The 16171-nt window shown below is 69.2% G+C and carries 17 protein-coding genes; 6 read left to right on the top strand and 11 right to left on the bottom strand.

The features are described 5' to 3' along the window. The 6 genes from K8V84_RS02920 to K8V84_RS02940 form a co-directional block, all read right to left on the bottom strand. Positions 1-519, bottom strand: coding sequence for a YbjN domain-containing protein (locus K8V84_RS02920; RefSeq protein ID WP_304069999.1), 519 nt, complete (start codon positions 517-519; stop codon positions 1-3). A gap of 32 nt (positions 520-551) precedes the next feature. Beyond that, on the bottom strand, positions 552-1856 hold the full coding sequence (gene mshA, locus K8V84_RS02925; RefSeq protein ID WP_304070001.1) for a D-inositol-3-phosphate glycosyltransferase: 1305 nt from the start codon (positions 1854-1856) through the stop codon (positions 552-554). A gap of 109 nt (positions 1857-1965) precedes the next feature. Beyond that, positions 1966-2961 carry an esterase family protein gene (locus K8V84_RS02930; RefSeq protein ID WP_304070004.1) on the bottom strand — a complete coding sequence of 332 codons (996 nt, stop codon included), beginning with the start codon at positions 2959-2961 and terminating at the stop codon, positions 1966-1968. 192 nt (positions 2962-3153) lie between these two features. Further along, a complete protein-coding gene (locus K8V84_RS25820; protein WP_358503562.1) occupies positions 3154-3261 on the bottom strand; it encodes a zinc-ribbon domain-containing protein in 108 nt (35 codons plus the stop codon). A gap of 33 nt (positions 3262-3294) precedes the next feature. Further along, positions 3295-3726 carry a hypothetical protein gene (locus tag K8V84_RS02935; RefSeq protein WP_304070006.1) on the bottom strand — a complete coding sequence of 144 codons (432 nt, stop codon included), beginning with the start codon at positions 3724-3726 and terminating at the stop codon, positions 3295-3297. 56 nt (positions 3727-3782) lie between these two features. After that, complete coding sequence (locus K8V84_RS02940) at positions 3783-4295, bottom strand: O-acetyl-ADP-ribose deacetylase (protein ID WP_304070030.1); 513 nt, start codon at positions 4293-4295, stop codon at positions 3783-3785. A gap of 206 nt (positions 4296-4501) precedes the next feature. On the opposite strand from K8V84_RS02940, the gene K8V84_RS02945 reads away from it, so the two are divergent. From K8V84_RS02945 to K8V84_RS02955, 3 genes are all read left to right on the top strand, one after another. Beyond that, positions 4502-4864, top strand: coding sequence for a BlaI/MecI/CopY family transcriptional regulator (locus tag K8V84_RS02945; RefSeq protein WP_304070008.1), 363 nt, complete (start codon positions 4502-4504; stop codon positions 4862-4864). 5 nt (positions 4865-4869) lie between these two features. Continuing rightward, a complete protein-coding gene (locus tag K8V84_RS02950; protein ID WP_304070009.1) occupies positions 4870-5814 on the top strand; it encodes a M56 family metallopeptidase in 945 nt (314 codons plus the stop codon). 88 nt (positions 5815-5902) lie between these two features. Further along, positions 5903-6202: a DUF2516 family protein gene (locus K8V84_RS02955; RefSeq protein ID WP_304070011.1), complete on the top strand. Its 300-nt coding sequence runs from the start codon at positions 5903-5905 to the stop codon at positions 6200-6202. On the opposite strand, the gene K8V84_RS02960 is transcribed toward K8V84_RS02955, so the two are convergent. The 3 genes from K8V84_RS02960 to K8V84_RS02970 all read right to left on the bottom strand — a co-directional run bounded on the left by K8V84_RS02960 (position 6187) and on the right by K8V84_RS02970 (position 10609). Then, positions 6187-8592 carry a hypothetical protein gene (locus K8V84_RS02960; RefSeq protein ID WP_304070012.1) on the bottom strand — a complete coding sequence of 802 codons (2406 nt, stop codon included), beginning with the start codon at positions 8590-8592 and terminating at the stop codon, positions 6187-6189. The two genes, K8V84_RS02955 and K8V84_RS02960, sit on opposite strands and share 16 nt — an antisense overlap. A 113-nt stretch (positions 8593-8705) precedes the next feature. Continuing rightward, positions 8706-9659: a neutral zinc metallopeptidase gene (locus K8V84_RS02965; protein ID WP_304070033.1), complete on the bottom strand. Its 954-nt coding sequence runs from the start codon at positions 9657-9659 to the stop codon at positions 8706-8708. Between the two features lie 59 nt (positions 9660-9718). Further along, positions 9719-10609: a neutral zinc metallopeptidase gene (locus K8V84_RS02970; RefSeq protein WP_304070035.1), complete on the bottom strand. Its 891-nt coding sequence runs from the start codon at positions 10607-10609 to the stop codon at positions 9719-9721. A gap of 177 nt (positions 10610-10786) precedes the next feature. Here K8V84_RS02970 and K8V84_RS02975 point away from each other — a divergent pair, with 177 nt between their 5' ends. Further along, entirely contained in the window at positions 10787-12634 is a 1848-nt protein-coding gene (locus K8V84_RS02975) for a DUF2207 domain-containing protein (protein WP_304070015.1), read from the top strand. Positions 12635-12686: 52 nt separating this feature from the next. Beyond that, on the top strand, positions 12687-13112 hold the full coding sequence (gene dtd, locus K8V84_RS02980; RefSeq protein WP_304070017.1) for a D-aminoacyl-tRNA deacylase: 426 nt from the start codon (positions 12687-12689) through the stop codon (positions 13110-13112). Positions 13113-13348: 236 nt separating this feature from the next. Here the strand turns inward: dtd and K8V84_RS02985 are convergent, their stop codons facing one another. Together K8V84_RS02985 and K8V84_RS02990 are read right to left on the bottom strand one after the other, a co-directional pair. After that, entirely contained in the window at positions 13349-14047 is a 699-nt protein-coding gene (locus tag K8V84_RS02985) for a response regulator transcription factor (RefSeq protein WP_304070020.1), read from the bottom strand. After that, positions 14044-15234: a cell wall metabolism sensor histidine kinase WalK gene (locus K8V84_RS02990; protein WP_304070023.1), complete on the bottom strand. Its 1191-nt coding sequence runs from the start codon at positions 15232-15234 to the stop codon at positions 14044-14046. The genes K8V84_RS02985 and K8V84_RS02990 overlap by 4 nt, the downstream gene beginning before the upstream one ends. Before the next feature lie 123 nt (positions 15235-15357). On the opposite strand from K8V84_RS02990, the gene phoU reads away from it, so the two are divergent. Beyond that, positions 15358-16020, top strand: a complete 663-nt coding sequence (gene phoU, locus K8V84_RS02995) for a phosphate signaling complex protein PhoU (RefSeq protein WP_304070025.1) — start codon at positions 15358-15360, stop codon at positions 16018-16020. The last annotated feature ends 151 nt before the right edge of the window (positions 16021-16171 follow it).

Raw genomic sequence — 16171 nt, forward strand, 5'->3', positions numbered from 1 at the left:
CTAGTCACTCGAAGTCCCGGCCGGTTCGGCCAGGTGGGCGAAGGCGCGCAGATTCCGGGTGTCGTGGCCGCGTTCGAGGCGCCACTTCCACTCCTTGCGGATCGCCGAGGCGAATCCCAACTCCAGCGCCGTGTTGAAGTTCTCGTCCGAGTAGGTGAGCACGCATCCCAGCAGCCGGTCGACCTCGTCGACGGTGACACCGCCCAGGGGGAGCCGGCCGCGGATGTAGACGTCGCCGACGTCGTCGGAGGTGAACGCCATTCCGTACATGTCGGAGCTGCGTCGGGTCAGCCACCGGTAGAACCCGGCGTGGTTCTCGTCCGGCTGTCGGCAGAAGAACGAGGTCAGGGTGAGGCTGTGCGGGCCGGCCTCCAACCACACCAGGGTCTTGAGCTTGGCCGTGCCCGGGATGGTGACCAGGAAGGAGCCCTCACGTGGACGTTCGACCTCCAGCTCGGCCTCGCCCACCGCCCGTTCGATCGCCTTGATCGCGTTCTCGCGCACCGTCGTCTCCGCCACGTGCGTTCCCCTCTCCTTCACGGACGTCCCCGTCACCGGCACGCCGCCGCGGCGAGTGGGAGTTCGCGCGGGGTCAGGGCCGACCGGTACACGTCCAACAGATCGTCCACGGTCCGCGACCAGCTCAGGGTGGCCGCGTGCTCCGGCGCGGCCTCCGCCAGCTTGGCATGCCAGGCCGGTTCGTGGATCAACCGGTGCAGTTCGGTGGCGTAGTGGCGCGGGTCGTGCCCGTCCACCAGGACACCCGACACACGGTCGGAGACGGCGGTGGTCAGTCCACCGACGCGGGCCGCCACGACCGGGGTTCCACAGGCCTGTGACTCCACGGCCACCAACCCGAAGGACTCCGAGTAGGAGGGCACCACCGTCACGGTCGCGGCCCGGTAGAAGTCGGCCAGGCGCCGACGGTCCTGTGGCGGTTCCATCCGCACCACGTCGGCCACCCCGAGCGACCGGGCCAGGTCGGTGAGCATGCGTGGCTCGTGCATCCCCCCTCCGGACAGGCCACCGACCACGCCCACCACGAGACGATCGCGCAGGGAGGGGTCCTGTTCCAGGAGTTCGGCGGCGGCGCGGATGAGCACGTCCGGGGCCTTGAGCCGTTGCACCCGGCCGACGAAGAGCAGCAGGTGGGCGTTCCGAGGAAGACCGATCCGTTCCAGGGCCTCGGCGCGCGACCCGGGCGAGAAGGTGTCCAGGTCCACACCGGGCGGGATCGTGTGGAGCTGTTCGGGTCGGGCTCCGTAGAAGTCGGAGAGTTGGCGGGCCTCGTCGTCGGTGTTGGCGATGAGCCGGTCGGCCTGACGGACCAATTGGTCCTCGCCGCGCACCCGGTCCTCCGGTTCGGGGGTGTCTCCCTCGGCCAGGGCGGCGTTCTTCACCCGGGCCATGGTGTGCATCGACTGCACCATCGGCACGCCCCACCGCCGCGCGGCCACGATCCCGGCCTTGCCGGACAACCAGTAATGGCCGTGCACGAGGTCGTAGTGGCCCGGCTCGGCCTGCGCCTCGGCCCGCATCATCCCGAAGATGAACGAGCACAGGTGTTCGGCGAGGGTGTTCTTGTCCAGGCGCCCGTAGGGGCCCGCGGGCACGTGCCGCACGTTCACCCCGGGGGCGAGTTCGACCACGGGCGGCAGTGCCGGTCCGGTGGCCCTGGTGAACACGTCCACCGCCACGCCGCGCTCGGCCAGCCGCCGTGCCACCTCGACGACGTAGACGTTGAGTCCACCGGCGTCACCGGTACCGGGTTGGTCGAGTGGGGAGGTGTGCAGGCTCACCGTCGCGATCCTCGAGGGGACCGTCGCCTGATCACCCAACGGAACGGGTCCGGACACCGGTGGTCCCTCCAGGTCGCGTGTGCGGGCAGTAGTCGTCAACAGCGACGAAGGTACACACTGTTCCCGACCGGCCTGTCCCAGGGGGCGGGGTTGACCCGATCCAAGGTCAGGGTGTAGACGCCCAACCGGCGACGAGGAAGTCCGCGACGTCGGGGAACGTGCGCTTCCAGGTGCGCAGATCGTGGCCGCCGCGGGGCAGCAGGGTGGTGACCGTCATACCGTGCTCGGTGAGCAGGCCGGAGAAACGTTCGGCCTCTCCCTGGATCCTCCCCTCCTGGAGCGGTGTGTGGTCCTCGCGTCCCTCGACCAGCATGAAACGCAGGTCGCGCACGTCCTCGGGTTCGAGGAGGTTGTCGGGGGAGTGCGGGTCGGTGTCCGTGCCGAGGACGCCGTGCGGGTCGTCGACCCGGAAGTACCCGGCCCAGCTCACCACCTGTGAGTACAGGGCGGGGTTGCGCAGTGCGAGGGCGGCCGCGCCGTAACCGCCCATGGAGAAACCGCCGATGGCCCGTAGGGACCGTGGACGAGGGTGCTCCCCCTCCACCGCGGCCACGGTCGGTCCGGTGACGAAGCTCTCCAGGGCGAAGCTTCCGTCATGGGCGTCGGCCCACTCGGTGGTGGCCCCGTCCTCGACCTGTCCGTGCGGGGCGGCGATCACGAACTCGACCCCGCTTCGGCACATCTGACGGTCCATCAGGTCGCCCACGCCCGCCTCCATCAGGGTTCGAGGGTTGGAGGAGGACCCGTGCAGGAGGTAGAGCACGGGAAGGTCGGCGCTGTCCGGTCCGGGGGGTCTGCGGATCCACACGGAACGCGTCTGGTCGCCGTTGGCGGCCGTGTCGGGGAGGGCGACCACCTCGTCGCGCCCGGGTTCGTCGCAGACCGCGACGTCGCCGGGGCGGGGCAGCGCGGCCGGGGTGGAGTCGGCGTCGGGCGGGACGCGCACCCGGCCGGTGGCGAGTTCGGATTCGGCCTCGGAAAGGTGGTGTCCGATCCGCTCGACCAGCCGTTCCGGCGTGGCGGTGGCCAGGGACGCTGCGATCACGGCCACGGCGCAGGAGGCGAGGAGTACGGTGGCGCGTCGGGAGAAGGAGACGAACACGTCGCAACCTCAAGGGTCGGGGGCAACCGGTGACCGAACGAGGAACGGTCAGGAGAATGTGACCCAGTGTAGTTGAACATGTTCCCTGCGTTCGGATCTTCCAATGTCGCTTCGGAGATTCGGAGTGAGGGGTGTACGCCCCCGGTCGCCGGCTCCGGTCGACTGCGAGGGGAGACCGGGGCCGGCGGGCGGCTAGGAGTTGTAGTGGCCGCAGTTGGGGCAGGTGCGCACCCCGGGGTTGAGGTACTCACCGCATCTTTCGCACAGGCCCACGATGGGCTTGTCGTGTTTGGGGGACATGTGCGGTGTCCCTTGGTGAACGGGCCTCAAGGGTCATCCTTCCGTTTCGGCCAGCCCGTCGATGATGTCGTCCAGGACCAGTGACCGGTCCGAACTCGACATCAAACGCAGTTCCCGGAGCGCGGGAACGGTGTCGACACCTTCGGGCCCCGTCACCGTGCACACGCGCATGCAGTGCTGGGTGGGGGCCCACCAGAAGTCCCGTTCATCGATGGGGGCGATGCGGTACACCGTCGCGGGGTACTGGGACGGTCTGCTGGGTGAGTGCCATTGCTGGACACGGGCGAGTACGAATCCGGTGATCAGGGAATCGAAGACGCCGTCCGACGCCAGGTCGGCCAACGCGTCCTTGTCGCCCTCGGCACGGCAGGCGTCACACCCGGCGAGTTCCGCGCGCAAAAGCCAACGGGCGCGCGCGTGACCCACCTCTGGGTTCTTGAGCTTGCTCGGATGCCGGTGTCCCATACACGGGAGCGTACGATGCCCGGCGGAACCGCGGTAGCCGGGGCCCATGGGCGATCTCAGCGTGTGTCGAAGGCCCGCTGGAAGACCGCGAGCGTGTCCTCGTCGAACAACACCATCTCCACCCTGGGCACCCGGACGGGAGCGGTGCTCAGTGCCCGCGCGGCGATCCTGGCCGCGGATTCCGGCGGCCACCGGTAGACCCCCGTGGAGATGGCGGGGAAGGCGATCGACTCGGCCCCCAGCTCCTCGGCGACCCGCAGCGACTCGGTGAAGCAGGAGGCCAATACCTCCGAGCGGTCCTCGGTGGTGCTGTACACGGGGCCCACGGTGTGGATCACCCAGCGGGCCGGTAGGTTCCCCGCGGTGGTGGCCACCGCCCGACCGGCCGGCAACCCGCCGCCGTAGTGGGAGTCCCGCAGCGCCCGGCACTCCTCCAGGATCGCCCTTCCGCCCTTGCGGTGGATCGCCCCGTCCACCCCGCCGCCGCCCAGCAGCGAGCTGTTGGCGGCGTTGACGATGGCGTCCACGCGCTGTTCGGTGATGTCTCCTCGCGACAGGTTCACGCGCATACGTTCGGACACGGGTCCACTCCCTTCGCAAGACCCCGGACGTCGCCCGACGCCGGGGACAAGGATCTCTCCGACTCGATGGGGCCCAGGACGCGAGCGCCCTTCGGCCCCTGGCGCCAAGGACTCAATACCCTTGCCCACAAGCCATCTTGAATTAACGTGGGGGTGCCACAGGCAGTAGTACTACCCGTCGTAGACTCGTGAACATGAATCGGCTTGGCGAACTTGAACGCGCGGTGATGGATGTACTGTGGGCACGAAACGAACCAATGACGGTTCGCGAGGTCGGCAAAGCGCTCGCAGAGCGGGACCTGGCGCACACGACCGTCATGACCGTGCTCGACCGACTCGCCAAGAAGAAGGTCGTCACCCGGGCACGTGAGGGCCGTGCGTGGCGGTACCGTCCGGCAGCCAGCCGTGAGAACTACGTGTCCGAGTTGATGTTCGACGCACTCGGTCAGACGATCGACCGTGACGCGGCCCTGGCCGCCTTCGTCCAATCCATGGACGGCCAGGAGGCTGAAGCGCTCAGGCGCGCACTCGCGGAAATCGAGCAGCCAAGGAACTAGTCCGAATGGTCAGTGCCGCACTCCTCACTCTCGTCGCGGTCAGCTGCCTCGTCGCCATGGAAGCTCTCCACCGGGCGAAGTGGCCTTCCCGCGGTCCCTACACGGCGGTCATCACCTGGCAGGCCCTCGGCCTGGCATGGGGTGTGTCCACCATCGGCGCGTTGCTGGCCTACGGTCTTTCCTCGTACGAACTCGGGGCCGCCGGCGGCAGCATGGCCATGCTCTCCGACCTGATCAGCGGCGAGTTCATACTCGCCGAGTTCTCCCAGGGGCTCGAAGGCATCAGCCACCTGGCCGCCGTCACCTTGGCCGTGATCCTCACCCTGGTCCTGTTCTGCGGACTGGTGGCCTCCTTCATCCAGGTCCTGCGTGTCCGTAGACGCCACCACGATCTCCTCGAACTCGTCGCCAGCGACCACCCCGACGTCCCCGGGGCCCGGGTGGTCGACCACCCGGCGGCCGCCGCGTACTGTCTGCCGGGCGTCCTGCGATCCCAGGTGGTGATCAGCGCGGGCGCCCTGGAGGTCCTGGACAACCGCGAGCTCGCCGCGGTCCTGGCCCACGAGCACGCCCACCTGCGTCAGCGCCACGACCTCGTGTTGCTGCCCTTCTCCTCCCTCAAGCGGGCCTTTCCCCGCGTACACCTCGTGCGCACCTACTACGAGAGCGTCGCGCTGCTCATCGAGATGTGCGCCGACGATCAGGCCCTGCGCAAGAGTTCCTCACGCGAGCTCGCCATGGCGCTGCTGCGTTTCGGTGCCGCCGGGCCCGCACCAGTCCCGGCCGGCGCGATGGCGGCCGTCCGCCCCGCCGAACCCGCGGTGATGCTCCGGGTCAACCGCCTTTTGAGCCCCGACGACGAACTCCCCTACCACGCGGGGGCGGTCATCATGGGCTCCTCCGCCTTCCTCCTGGCCACGGTCACCTGCCTCTGGAACATTCCGGTCTGACCCTCCGGGCACGATTATCGACGCCGGTCCGTTTACCGTGGAGAGCGGGCGGACCCCCGTTCGATCACGCGTAGCTCTGGAGTGAGTCTTGTTTTACTGGATCTGGCAGCTCATCTACCTGGTGACCTTCGTGGCCAGCCTCTACGCGTTGATCGAGGCGTTGCGGACACCGGCACAGGCCTTCGAGATCATGGACAAGCAGACCAAGAAGCTCTGGGTGATCCTGACCGGTGTGGCGTCGGGTCTGTCCCTTCTCGCGGTCCTGAGCGGCACGGGCATGTTCGTCATCCTGGGGCTGGTGGCCACGCTCATCTTCCTGCTGGACGTGCGTCCCGCGGTCAAGGGCACGGGCGGTAACCAGAACAACGGTCCCTACGGGCCCTGGTAGGGGTCCGAACCCCGGTTCTCCGATGGTCGTTGGGCGGGCATGACCTGCCACATGGCCTCCGCGTAGGCGGGATCGCCGGTGTAGTCGGAGTGGCCGAGGATCTCCGGACGGCGGGCCTCCCCGGGTAGGGCGTCGTAGGAACGTGGATCCGGCAGTGGTTCGACCGTCGGCACGACCATCTCCTTCCCGTCGGGGCCGGAGCGGCGTACCGGCCCCGCGATGGCGTCGGTGACCCGCCACAGGTTGCGCCAGGACGAGACCCTCCCGTTCAGGTCGCTGAAGGCCACCGGCCCGAAGTAGGCGGGGAAGTAGCGGGAGTACAAGCGGTCCAACGGTGACCCGTGGGTGATCAGCGCGACCCGGTCGGCGCACTCCTGCGGCAACTGCCACACCGTGGCCGCCGCCAGCACCGAACCCTGCGAGTGCCCCGACAGCACCACGCCGGTGTCCTCCCCGGCCATCCGGCGCACCCTCGCGGTGAGCTGGGGGACGGCGCGTTCGGCGTAGGAGGGTGGTGCCAGCGGGTGGGCCGCCCGTGGCCAGAAGGTGCCCACGTCCCACACCGCTCCCACGGCCTGACGGGTCGGCCGGTCCCGGTAGGCGCTGCGGCCGATCCACACCAGCGCCACCAGGGCGGCGCCGCCCAGCAGCGAACCCACCGCCACCAGCGCGTTCAGGGCGTCCTGGGCCACGCCCTGCAACCCTCCGGCGACCGCCATGGGGGCGTCCATCGGCCCGGCCTCCAGGTTCCCGGTGGCGATGGAGTACAGGGCCAGCCCCACCAGAGGCACGACCGGTAGCAGCAGCGCGCCCAGGATCTTCGGTATCGCTTCGGTCATCCGGCCCACGGCACGGGCACGTGCGATGTCCCACGTCCGTCGGTCCCGGACGCTGCGTGAGTACAGCGCGGTGACCTTCGGCAACTGGGCCCGCACCTCCCCGCGCAGCCACAGGGCCAGGACCACCACCACGATCAGCACGATGATCGCCTGGAAGGCGAAGGCCAGCTGCAGCCAGGAGTAGGCGGTGGGTGGGGACAGCGCCAGGCAGTCGGCCTCCGGGGCGTCCATCGAGCCGCAGCCGCTCAACCACAGCGACCCCTGGTAGACCAGGGCCGCGGAGAAGGCGCCGCCCAGCAGGGTGCCCAACGCCGCGGTGGACGGGCCGGCCAACCCCCGCATGGCGGTGTACCGGTGCGGCCGGTCCACGGAGAACAGCACGAGCGCCGCCACCAACAGGATCACCACCAGGGCGCCCTGCACGGCGAAGAGACCGTTGAGCATGGTCCCGCTGCCGGGCAGTCGTCCCTCCGACACCCAACCCGGTCGTGGCCAGACCGTGTACACCGCGATGGCCGCGGTCAGTCCCAGGGTGGTGTCGCGCAGCACACGGCACAGGCGGTCGGCGCGCGCGTTCCATCGGGGGTCCTTGCCCGGGATCAACACGCTCGACGTGGCCGACAGCGCCACGAGCGCCAACAGGCCGGCCAGACCCGCTCCGACCGTCCACAGACCCGGGGCGTCCGGGAGCGGTGCCCCGCGCCCGCCCAGGTCGTGCAGCAGGGGCGGCAGGAGCAGCAGCGCCGCCACGGTGCCCACGGCGATCGCGATGTGCGCCGACCGCAGCCGCGCCATGATCTCGCTGTTGCGCCAGAAGTCGGGGTGGCTGAGTGGGGCGTCCTCGGCGTGCCGAGGCGGTACCGGCCCGGTCACCACCTCGTAGTCGGCCGCGGTCCGTCGGGACAACCGCCACAACACCACCACGACCACCGCCGGCAGCACCGCGCCCACCAGCAACGACCTACCCGGCGCGGACAGTGGGGAGGACGCCGACGCGAGGAAGGCCAACCACGGCCGCGCGCGCACGCACTCCTCGCCCTGGCCGACGCACTGCCAGGCCACCAGGTCCATCCCCACCCCGGCGGCGGCCAGGACGATGAGCATGGTCAGCGAGAGCGCCAACAGCCGTACCCCGGCCCCGTAGGCGATGTTGGCCGCCCGGCGGGTTCCGGTCTGGCCGTCGTCCATCCGCCCCGGCCGCATCCAGTAGGCCACGTTGAGCATCATGAACGGAGTCAACAGGAGCCAGAAGGCGCGTGAGGAGGCGCCCGAGGTCAGATTGCCCCAGGCGAAGATCTCCCGACGCACCCCGGGCAGGGTCTCGGTGTCCGGCTTTCGTCGCCACCGGAAGAACCCGGCCAACCGGTCGCCGCCCACACGCATGGCGGGCTCCACGTCCAAGAGCTCCTCCGCGTGCCCACCGCTCACCCCGTGGACACGCAACTCCACGCGGTCGTGGGCGCGTGATGGTTCAACGTCGGACTCGGCGGGGACGCGGGAGGCGGGTGCGCGGGTGGGGGGCTCGTGGAGGGGTTCGGCTGTGTCCGGCATGTCAGCATCCTGCCACGCAGAGTCGTCGCGAAACAGCGCGATCTTCGAGCCTGTGGACAACTCGTGGGACCGGAACCGGCCGGCGAGGGACTCGGGGCGGCCGGCCGGACGTTTCACTGCACCAGCGACTCGTCCTCCACGTCCCAGGTGTTGCACGCACTCGGTGACTGGTCCTCCCACCCGGAGCGGGTCCACCCGATGCTGTTCTCCGAGGAGCCGTGCGTGCGCTTCTCGTCCGGATCGCCCTCCCGGTCAGCGGTCGCGGACGCGTCGTCCAACAGCACGTCGAGGTCGTGGTCGGACAACGGGTAGCTCACCCGCACCGAACCCAGGAACGCCCCCGCCAGACAGTTGGCCTGCAGCTCACTGCGGCGCGTCCAGGTGTTGCGGCCGGCGTCGTCCTCCTCCAACTGGCGCTGTTCGTGGTAGTACTCCAACAGCCCGGACTCGCCCTGCACGTGGTGGGCGTACTCGTGGGCCAACAGCGAGGCGTACACCACGCTCTCCTCGGCCCCGTTCCACTTCTCGACCACGTCCTCGGTACCGATGTAGATGGCACCGCCGGCACGGCAGTAGAAGGCGCCGGCCGCGGAGGGGTAGGCGCGGCACGGGCTCACCCCGGGCTCGGTCCAGAACACCCGGTCCGGTGGGCTGAAGGCGATCCCCGCCCGTTCGAACTGGGTCTGCCAGACATCGTCCAGACAGTCGGCGACCTGGTTCAGGAACAGCTCCATCGAAGCCGGTTCGTGCACTTCCACGTCCGGCACCGGGCACGGCAGGGGGCTCAGTCTCCCCGTCTCGTAGAGCGGGTTGGCCAGCAACGCCACCTCTCCGCTGGGCCGGTCCGGCACCGATCGGCCCGGCAACCCCGACTGCCCGGTGGGGGAGTCCGATAGCGAACCGTCCTGCCCGGGTTTGTCCTCGCCGCTCTCGGCGCGCTCCAGAACGGTGTCGACCCCGGGTTCCGAGTCGTTTCGGACGGTGGACCACGACAGCAGGGACAACGCCAGTACGGCAACCAGCAGGCCGCAGACCACGCTGAACACCCGACGATTGTTCCGGTGCATCCGGCGCGCACGCGCCAGCCGGGAGGACTCGTCCGGTCCACCGTGGTCCCAGGCCGCGCTCACCGCACCAACTCCTCGCGGGCCTCCCACGTGTTGCAGGCGGCCGGATCCCTGCGATCCAACCCGTGTGCGGTCCACAGCCTGCCGTTCTCCGCGGAACCGTGCGTACCGGCACCCTCACGGTCGGAACGGCGGACGACGTCGTCGAGGATGTTCTCCCGCTCGCCCTCCTCGTAACCCAAGGACTCCTCGGCGGAACCGACGAACACCCCTCCCAGACAGTTGGCCTGGAGTTCGTTGCGTCGGGTCAGCTCGTCGGCGGTCTCGTCGTCGGAGTTGGCCCGCAGGGCGTGGAACTCGGCGAGCATCCGCGACTGCCCCTGTACGTGATGGCCGTACTCGTGGCTGAGCAGGAACGTGTACGCCTCGGGTTCCTCACTGCCGCCCGAAGCCGCCACGATGTCCTTGACCCCCAGGTACAGGCCCTGGTTGGCCTGGCAGTAGAACGCCGCGGTGCCTTCGCTCGGGAAGGGGCCGCAGGGGCTGTGTCCCTCGTCGTACCAGTAGATCCGGTTGGGAGAGCTGAACGGCAGCCCGGCCTCGTCGAAGTAGGTCGCCCAGGCCGTGTCCAGACAGTCGGCGATCGAGTGCACGAACACCTCGACCGAACGAGGGTCCTGCTGGTCCAACGAAGGTGGGGAGCACGTCACCTCGCCCAGATCACCCGCCGCGTACAGCGGGTTCTGTCCGAGCGGATCGTCGATGGGCGCGTCCGAATGGTCGGCCGGCCATCCCTCCGAGTCCGCGGACATCAGCTCCGTGGGATCGGTACCGACCGGGTCTCCCCAGGCCGGCTCGGCGCCGGGCAGCATCGCGGAGATCGCCAGGAATCCGGTGAACCCGACCGCGGCCAGCCCCGTACCGAGGGACAAGGACACCCCCAGCCCCATCCGTTGCAGGAATCCGCGACGTTCCGCCCAGGGATCGAAGTCCGGGTCCGGTCGCGGTCCCCTCACCACGGGCCCACGTCCGGCGGTCTCAGGGTCGTTCGGAAACACCGGATCACGAAGCCGCGGCGGGTGCCCCATGGGCACGGTCCGAGGGAAGACCGGATAGGCTCTCGCGTCATGTGGTGGGTCGGCTCCCTGCGCCCGGCCGTCGCTTGGGCGACGGCCCTGCTCGTGTTCTCCTCGCTGGTCACAGCGGTCACCGTGGCGTGGCCGAGAGAGGAGGCGCACGCGGCGGCGGCCGCACCGATCACCACAGTACCGGGGCACGCTCCGGCGGGAACCGTGCCCCGTGCCGCGGACGAGGGTTCCATCACCAACCAGATCACCCTCGAACTGGACCGACACGGCGTACTCGGGGCCGAGGAGGACATCCGCTTCGAGGGGGGTCCACCCGAGACCTTCACCCGTGCACTGACCTCCACCATGATCTACGACACCGACCACGACCGCCGGTTCGAGGTCGACGACGTCACCGTGGTCGACGCCGACGGGGCGGCCCTCGACGTCGAGACCGAGGAGACCGGCGGCGCCCTGTTGGTGCACATCCCCACCGCGGACACACGAGGCGTGCGCCTGTCCTACCGGGTGGGCGGCACGATCAGCGAGGTCGCCCAGGGCGTCCAACTGGAGTGGCGGGCGGTGGGCGCCTACAGCCACCCGGTCCGCACCACCGACGTCACCGTCAACGCGCCCCTGCCCCCGGAGGCCCTGTCCTGCCTGGCGGGCGAACCGCGCAGCTCCATGTACTGCACCGCCTCCGACATGGGTGGAGAGGCGGTCGTCGCCCACTTCCTCCAGGCCGACATGGGCCCGAACGACCGGCTCGACATCGTCGTGAACTACCCACCGGGCACCGCCGAGGGCGAACCCATCCTCACTCGACGCTGGTCCCTGGCGTCGGCCTTCGCGGTCACCCCGGCGACCGGAAGCGTCTTCGGTCTGTTGCTGCTGGTCCTGGTGGGCGGCCTGATCGCCCTGATCCGCATCCGCGGCCGTGACGAACGGGCCCTGCGCCATGAGGCCTCCCAGGGCGACCACGCCCCGATCGAGCCCGGTGAACACGGTCGTGTGCGCTTCCACGCCCCCGACGGCGTCCACCCCGGCCAGATCGGCACGCTGGTGGACGAGCGCGTGGACATCGCCGACCTCACCGCCGGCGTCCTGGACCTGACCGTGCGCGGATACATCCGGGTCGAGGAACTTCCGCACGAGCACTTCACCTCGGTGGACTGGCGGCTGGTCCGGCTGGACGGCCCTGCCGGGGAGAGCCTGCTGGCATCCGAATGGCTCCTACTGGACGCCCTGTTCGGGGAGAAGCGCACCGTGCGCATGTCCCAACTCGCCTCGCCTCGGCACTCCACGGACTTCCCCGCCAGGATCGACCGGGTCCGGGACGAGCTGTACCAGGACATGGTGCGGCTGAAGTGGTTCTCCCGCTCGCCCAGCCGGGTCCGCGGTGTCTGGACCACCGTCGGGATGGTCACCACGGCGGTCGGTGTCCTGTCGACGATCCTGCTCGCGGTGTTCACCCACGCCGCCTTCACCGGGCTGGCCGTCGTCATCGCGGGCGCGGCCATCACCACCGGGGCCCAGTACATGCCGGCGAAGACCCGACTGGGCAGCTCCGTGTACGCGCACACCATGGGCTTTCGCGACTACCTGCTGAGCCCGCGCGCCCAGACCGTGCCGCCGGGGCAACGGGTGGAGCTGTACTCGCGCTACCTGCCCTACGCGGTGATCTTCGACGACGTGGAACGTTGGGCCAACATCCTGGCCGGCGCAGCCATCGCCGACCTCGAACCGGAGGAGCTCGACGGTGACGGCCTGCACTGGTACACGGGCCCGCGGGAGTGGCGGATCGAGGACTTCACGGACTCCATCACCACGTTCGTGTTCACCCTCACCGGTGTCATCACCAACACCCGCCGCACCGGGCTGCTCAACCAACTGCAACGATCGAAGTAGGAACGCCCCCGGCGGGGGCGACGAGAGCCGGCGAGAACAAGAGGGGGAACCCATGCGCGCGGTCGTGCAGCGGGTGTCGCACGCTTCGGTGACGGTGGACGACGAGGTGGTCGGGGAGATCACCCGGCCCGGGCTCATGGCGCTCGTGGGCGTCACCCACACCGACACCGAGGCCGAGGCCGCCAAGATCGCCCGCAAGCTCTGGACACTGCGGATCCTGGCGGACGAGAAGTCCTGCTCCGACGTCCAGGCCCCGCTGCTGGTGGTCAGCCAGTTCACCCTCTACGGGGACGCCCGGAAGGGCCGCCGGCCCACGTGGCAGGCGGCGGCCCCGGGGCCGGTCGCCGAACCCCTCGTGGACGCCGTGGTCAAGGAACTGCGTGAACAGGGCGCCGAGGTCGCCACCGGGGTGTTCGGCGCGCAGATGTCCGTCAGCCTGACCAACGAGGGGCCGTTCACCGTCGTCCTGGAGGCGTGATCCGGCCGAAGGGGTCCTGGTCGAGGACACACGCCGGACCACGTGTCCACGGGCTCGTCATCGGCTAGGGGGCCGCGGGGAGGACGGATCTGCGGCGAGCCGATCCTCGCCCGCGCCGTGCACCGGCACACGAAAAGTCCCGGGCGGTGACGAGGCAGCCGCCCGGGACACGGGAGGTCGAAGCTCGGTGGAGTACCGGCGCGGGGAATCCGAAGGGGGACCACCCGTGCCCGGCGCTACTCCACCTCGACGGTCACCGGCTCGAACTTGTAGCCGAGTCCGCGCACGGTGACGATGTACCGGGGACTGCTCGGGTCCTCCTCGATCTTGGCTCGCAGCCGCTTCACGTGCACGTCCAGGGTCTTGGTGTCACCGACGTAGTCGGCGCCCCACACCCGGTCGATGAGCTGCATCCGAGTGAGCACGCGTCCGGCGTTGAGCAGGAGCACCTCGAGCAGCTCGAACTCCTTCAGGGGCAGCTGCACGTTGTCACCGCGCACCGTCACCACGTGCCGCTCCACGTCCATGCGGACCGGACCGGCCTCCAGGATGACGCTGGTCGGTGCCTTGACCTCGCCCCGGCGGCGCAGCACCGCGCGGATCCGCGCCACGAGCTCGCGGGAGGAGAACGGCTTGGTCACATAGTCGTCGGCGCCCAGCTCCAGACCGACGACCTTGTCGATCTCGGAGTCCTTGGCGGTGAGCATGATGACGGGGACGTTGGACTTTTGGCGAAGGGCGCGGCAGACCTCGGTGCCGGACAAGCCCGGCAGCATGAGGTCCAGCAGTACCAGGTCGGCCCCGGTCCGGTCGAAGGTCTCCAGAGCCACGGTGCCGGTGGGGGCCACCGCGACCTCGAAACCCTCCTTACGCAGCATGTACGACAGGGCGTCGCTGTAGGACTCCTCGTCCTCTACTACGAGTACACGCGTCACTGTGCCGTCTCCTGGTGATTGTCGTTCCGGGACGTGTCGAACTCCCGGCTCTCCGGTCTGGGCAGACGCAGAGTGAACGTCGACCCCGACCCCTCCTTGCTCCACACGGTCACTTCTCCACGGTGGTGGGTCATGATGTGCTTGACGATCGCCAGGCCGAGGCCGGTACCACCGGTGGCCCGGCTTCGAGCGGCGTCCACACGGTAGAACCGCTCGAAGATTCTCTCCAGATCCTGTTGGGGTATCCCGATTCCCTGGTCGGCGACGCTGATGTCGACGCTCGACCGGGCGACCCCCACGGAGACCGCCACCCGGGTGTTCTTCGGGCTGTACGCGACGGCGTTCGTGATCAGGTTACGCAAGGCGGTGCCGAGCATGGCTTCGTCGCCCAGCACGGTCAGCCCCTCGGCACCACTGCCGACCAGCTCGATCCCCTTGGCGTCGGCGGGCATGCGCGCCGCGTCGATCGACTCCTCCACGATGGATTCCAGGTCCACCGGAACCGGTTCGGCGATCGGTTCGGCGCCCTGGATGCGGGAAAGAGTGATGAGGTCCTGGATGACGGCGGTCAGGCGGGAGGCCTCGATCTGCATGCGTTCGGTGAATCGGCGGACGGCCTCCGGGTCGTCGCTCGCGTCCTGTACGGTCTCCGCCAAAAGGGACAGGGCGCCCACCGGGGTCTTCAGCTCGTGCGAGATGTTGGCCACGAAGTCACGTCGGACCGCCTCGACACGACGATGTTCGGTCTGATCCTCGGCCAGGACGAGTACCAACCCGGTACCGCCCAGCGGTGCCACCCGCACGGCGAAGGACGTGGCGTCCGGACCGAACTTGCGGACGGCGACCTCGATCGAGGTCTCGCGGATGACCCCGTCCCGACGGACCTTGCGGGCCAGCGAGAGGAGTTCGCCTATGACCAGTTCCTCCCCACGGACGATCCCGAAGGCCCGGGCGGCGGAGGAGGCGCGCAGGACTCTGTCTCCGGAGTCCAGCACCACAGCGGAAGAGGGAAGCGCGGAGAGTACCTCCGCGATCCCCGGGGGGAGGCCGTTGCCCTCCTGGCGCGGCTGCGGTTCCAGTTGTTCCGCACGCGACCTGAAGAAGCGACCGGCGACGATGACGCCCATGACGACGCCCAGCACGAGTCCGATGATGCCGGTTACCGCGGCGAGAAGTTCACCTTGCACGATTCGATCGTAAGCGGGCCGACTAGGGCTTTACCCGGCCAGGGCACGCGACACAACCGAGGTTCTTCCATCGTTCACCGACTCTTGGCCGATTCTTCAAACTCACACTGGGAGCATTGACCTATGCGCGATACGTACCACGAGGACCTTGACAGCCTGAGCGAACGCCTCGTCGAGATGACCAGGCTCGCCAGGCACGCCGTCGCGCGTGCCACCACCGCGTTGCTGGACAGCGACCTCACCGCCGCCCAGGAGGTGATCTCCGGGGACGAGGCGATCAACCGACTGGACCAGGAGATCGAGGACACCGCCTTCAGCCTGATGGCGCGGCAACAACCGGTGGCCTCCGACCTGCGAACCATCATCACCGCCCTGTACATGCGCGGTGACCTGGAGCGGATGGGCGACCACGCCGTCCACCTCGCCAAGATCGCCCGTCGCCGGCACCCGGACTCGGCCATCCCCAAGCCGGTTCGCTCCATCGTCCTTGAAATGGGCCACGAGGCGGAGCTGTTGGTCACCAAGGCCGGAGAGGTGATCTCGGAGAGGGACCCCGACACCGCCCTGGAGCTGGACAAGGACGACGACAAGATGGACCGGCTGCGGCGCAAGCTGCTGCAGCGCATCCTCGCCCCGGGCTGGGAGTACGGGGTGGAGGCGACCATGGACGTGACCCTGGTCGGGCGGTTCTACGAACGTTACGGTGACCACGCGGTGCACGTCGCCGACAACCTGATCTACATGGTGACCGGAGAGAAGCGCGAGGATTACGAACCCGAGGATTGACACCCTCGCGGTTCGTCATCCGCCGTCATCGGGCCCTGGGACTTCCGTGTTCCGGGGCCCTTCGCATGGGTGGTGATCAGGGGGATGGTGCGGGGAGGACTTGACGAGGGCTTGGTTTCGGGGGCGGTCTGGATCCGGACGAGTCAACGTT

This window comes from Nocardiopsis listeri (genome assembly GCF_020741345.1).
Lineage (GTDB): Bacteria > Actinomycetota > Actinomycetes > Streptosporangiales > Streptosporangiaceae > Nocardiopsis > Nocardiopsis listeri_A.

Excerpts from the sequence above, each read along its gene's own strand:
- K8V84_RS02965 (WP_304070033.1), bottom strand. The coding sequence starts at position 9,659 with ATGCACCGGAACAATCGTCGGGTGTTCAGCGTGGTCTGCGGCCTGCTG.
- K8V84_RS02935 (WP_304070006.1), bottom strand. The coding sequence starts at position 3,726 with ATGGGACACCGGCATCCGAGCAAGCTCAAGAACCCAGAGGTGGGTCAC.
- dtd (WP_304070017.1), top strand. The coding sequence starts at position 12,687 with ATGCGCGCGGTCGTGCAGCGGGTGTCGCACGCTTCGGTGACGGTGGAC.
- K8V84_RS25820 (WP_358503562.1), bottom strand. The coding sequence starts at position 3,261 with ATGTCCCCCAAACACGACAAGCCCATCGTGGGCCTGTGCGAAAGATGC.
- K8V84_RS02940 (WP_304070030.1), bottom strand. The coding sequence starts at position 4,295 with ATGCGCGTGAACCTGTCGCGAGGAGACATCACCGAACAGCGCGTGGAC.
- K8V84_RS02950 (WP_304070009.1), top strand. The coding sequence starts at position 4,870 with ATGGTCAGTGCCGCACTCCTCACTCTCGTCGCGGTCAGCTGCCTCGTC.
- K8V84_RS02945 (WP_304070008.1), top strand. The coding sequence starts at position 4,502 with ATGAATCGGCTTGGCGAACTTGAACGCGCGGTGATGGATGTACTGTGG.
- K8V84_RS02970 (WP_304070035.1), bottom strand. The coding sequence starts at position 10,609 with ATGGGGCTGGGGGTGTCCTTGTCCCTCGGTACGGGGCTGGCCGCGGTC.
- K8V84_RS02960 (WP_304070012.1), bottom strand. The coding sequence starts at position 8,592 with ATGCCGGACACAGCCGAACCCCTCCACGAGCCCCCCACCCGCGCACCC.
- K8V84_RS02975 (WP_304070015.1), top strand. The coding sequence starts at position 10,787 with ATGTGGTGGGTCGGCTCCCTGCGCCCGGCCGTCGCTTGGGCGACGGCC.
- phoU (WP_304070025.1), top strand. The coding sequence starts at position 15,358 with ATGCGCGATACGTACCACGAGGACCTTGACAGCCTGAGCGAACGCCTC.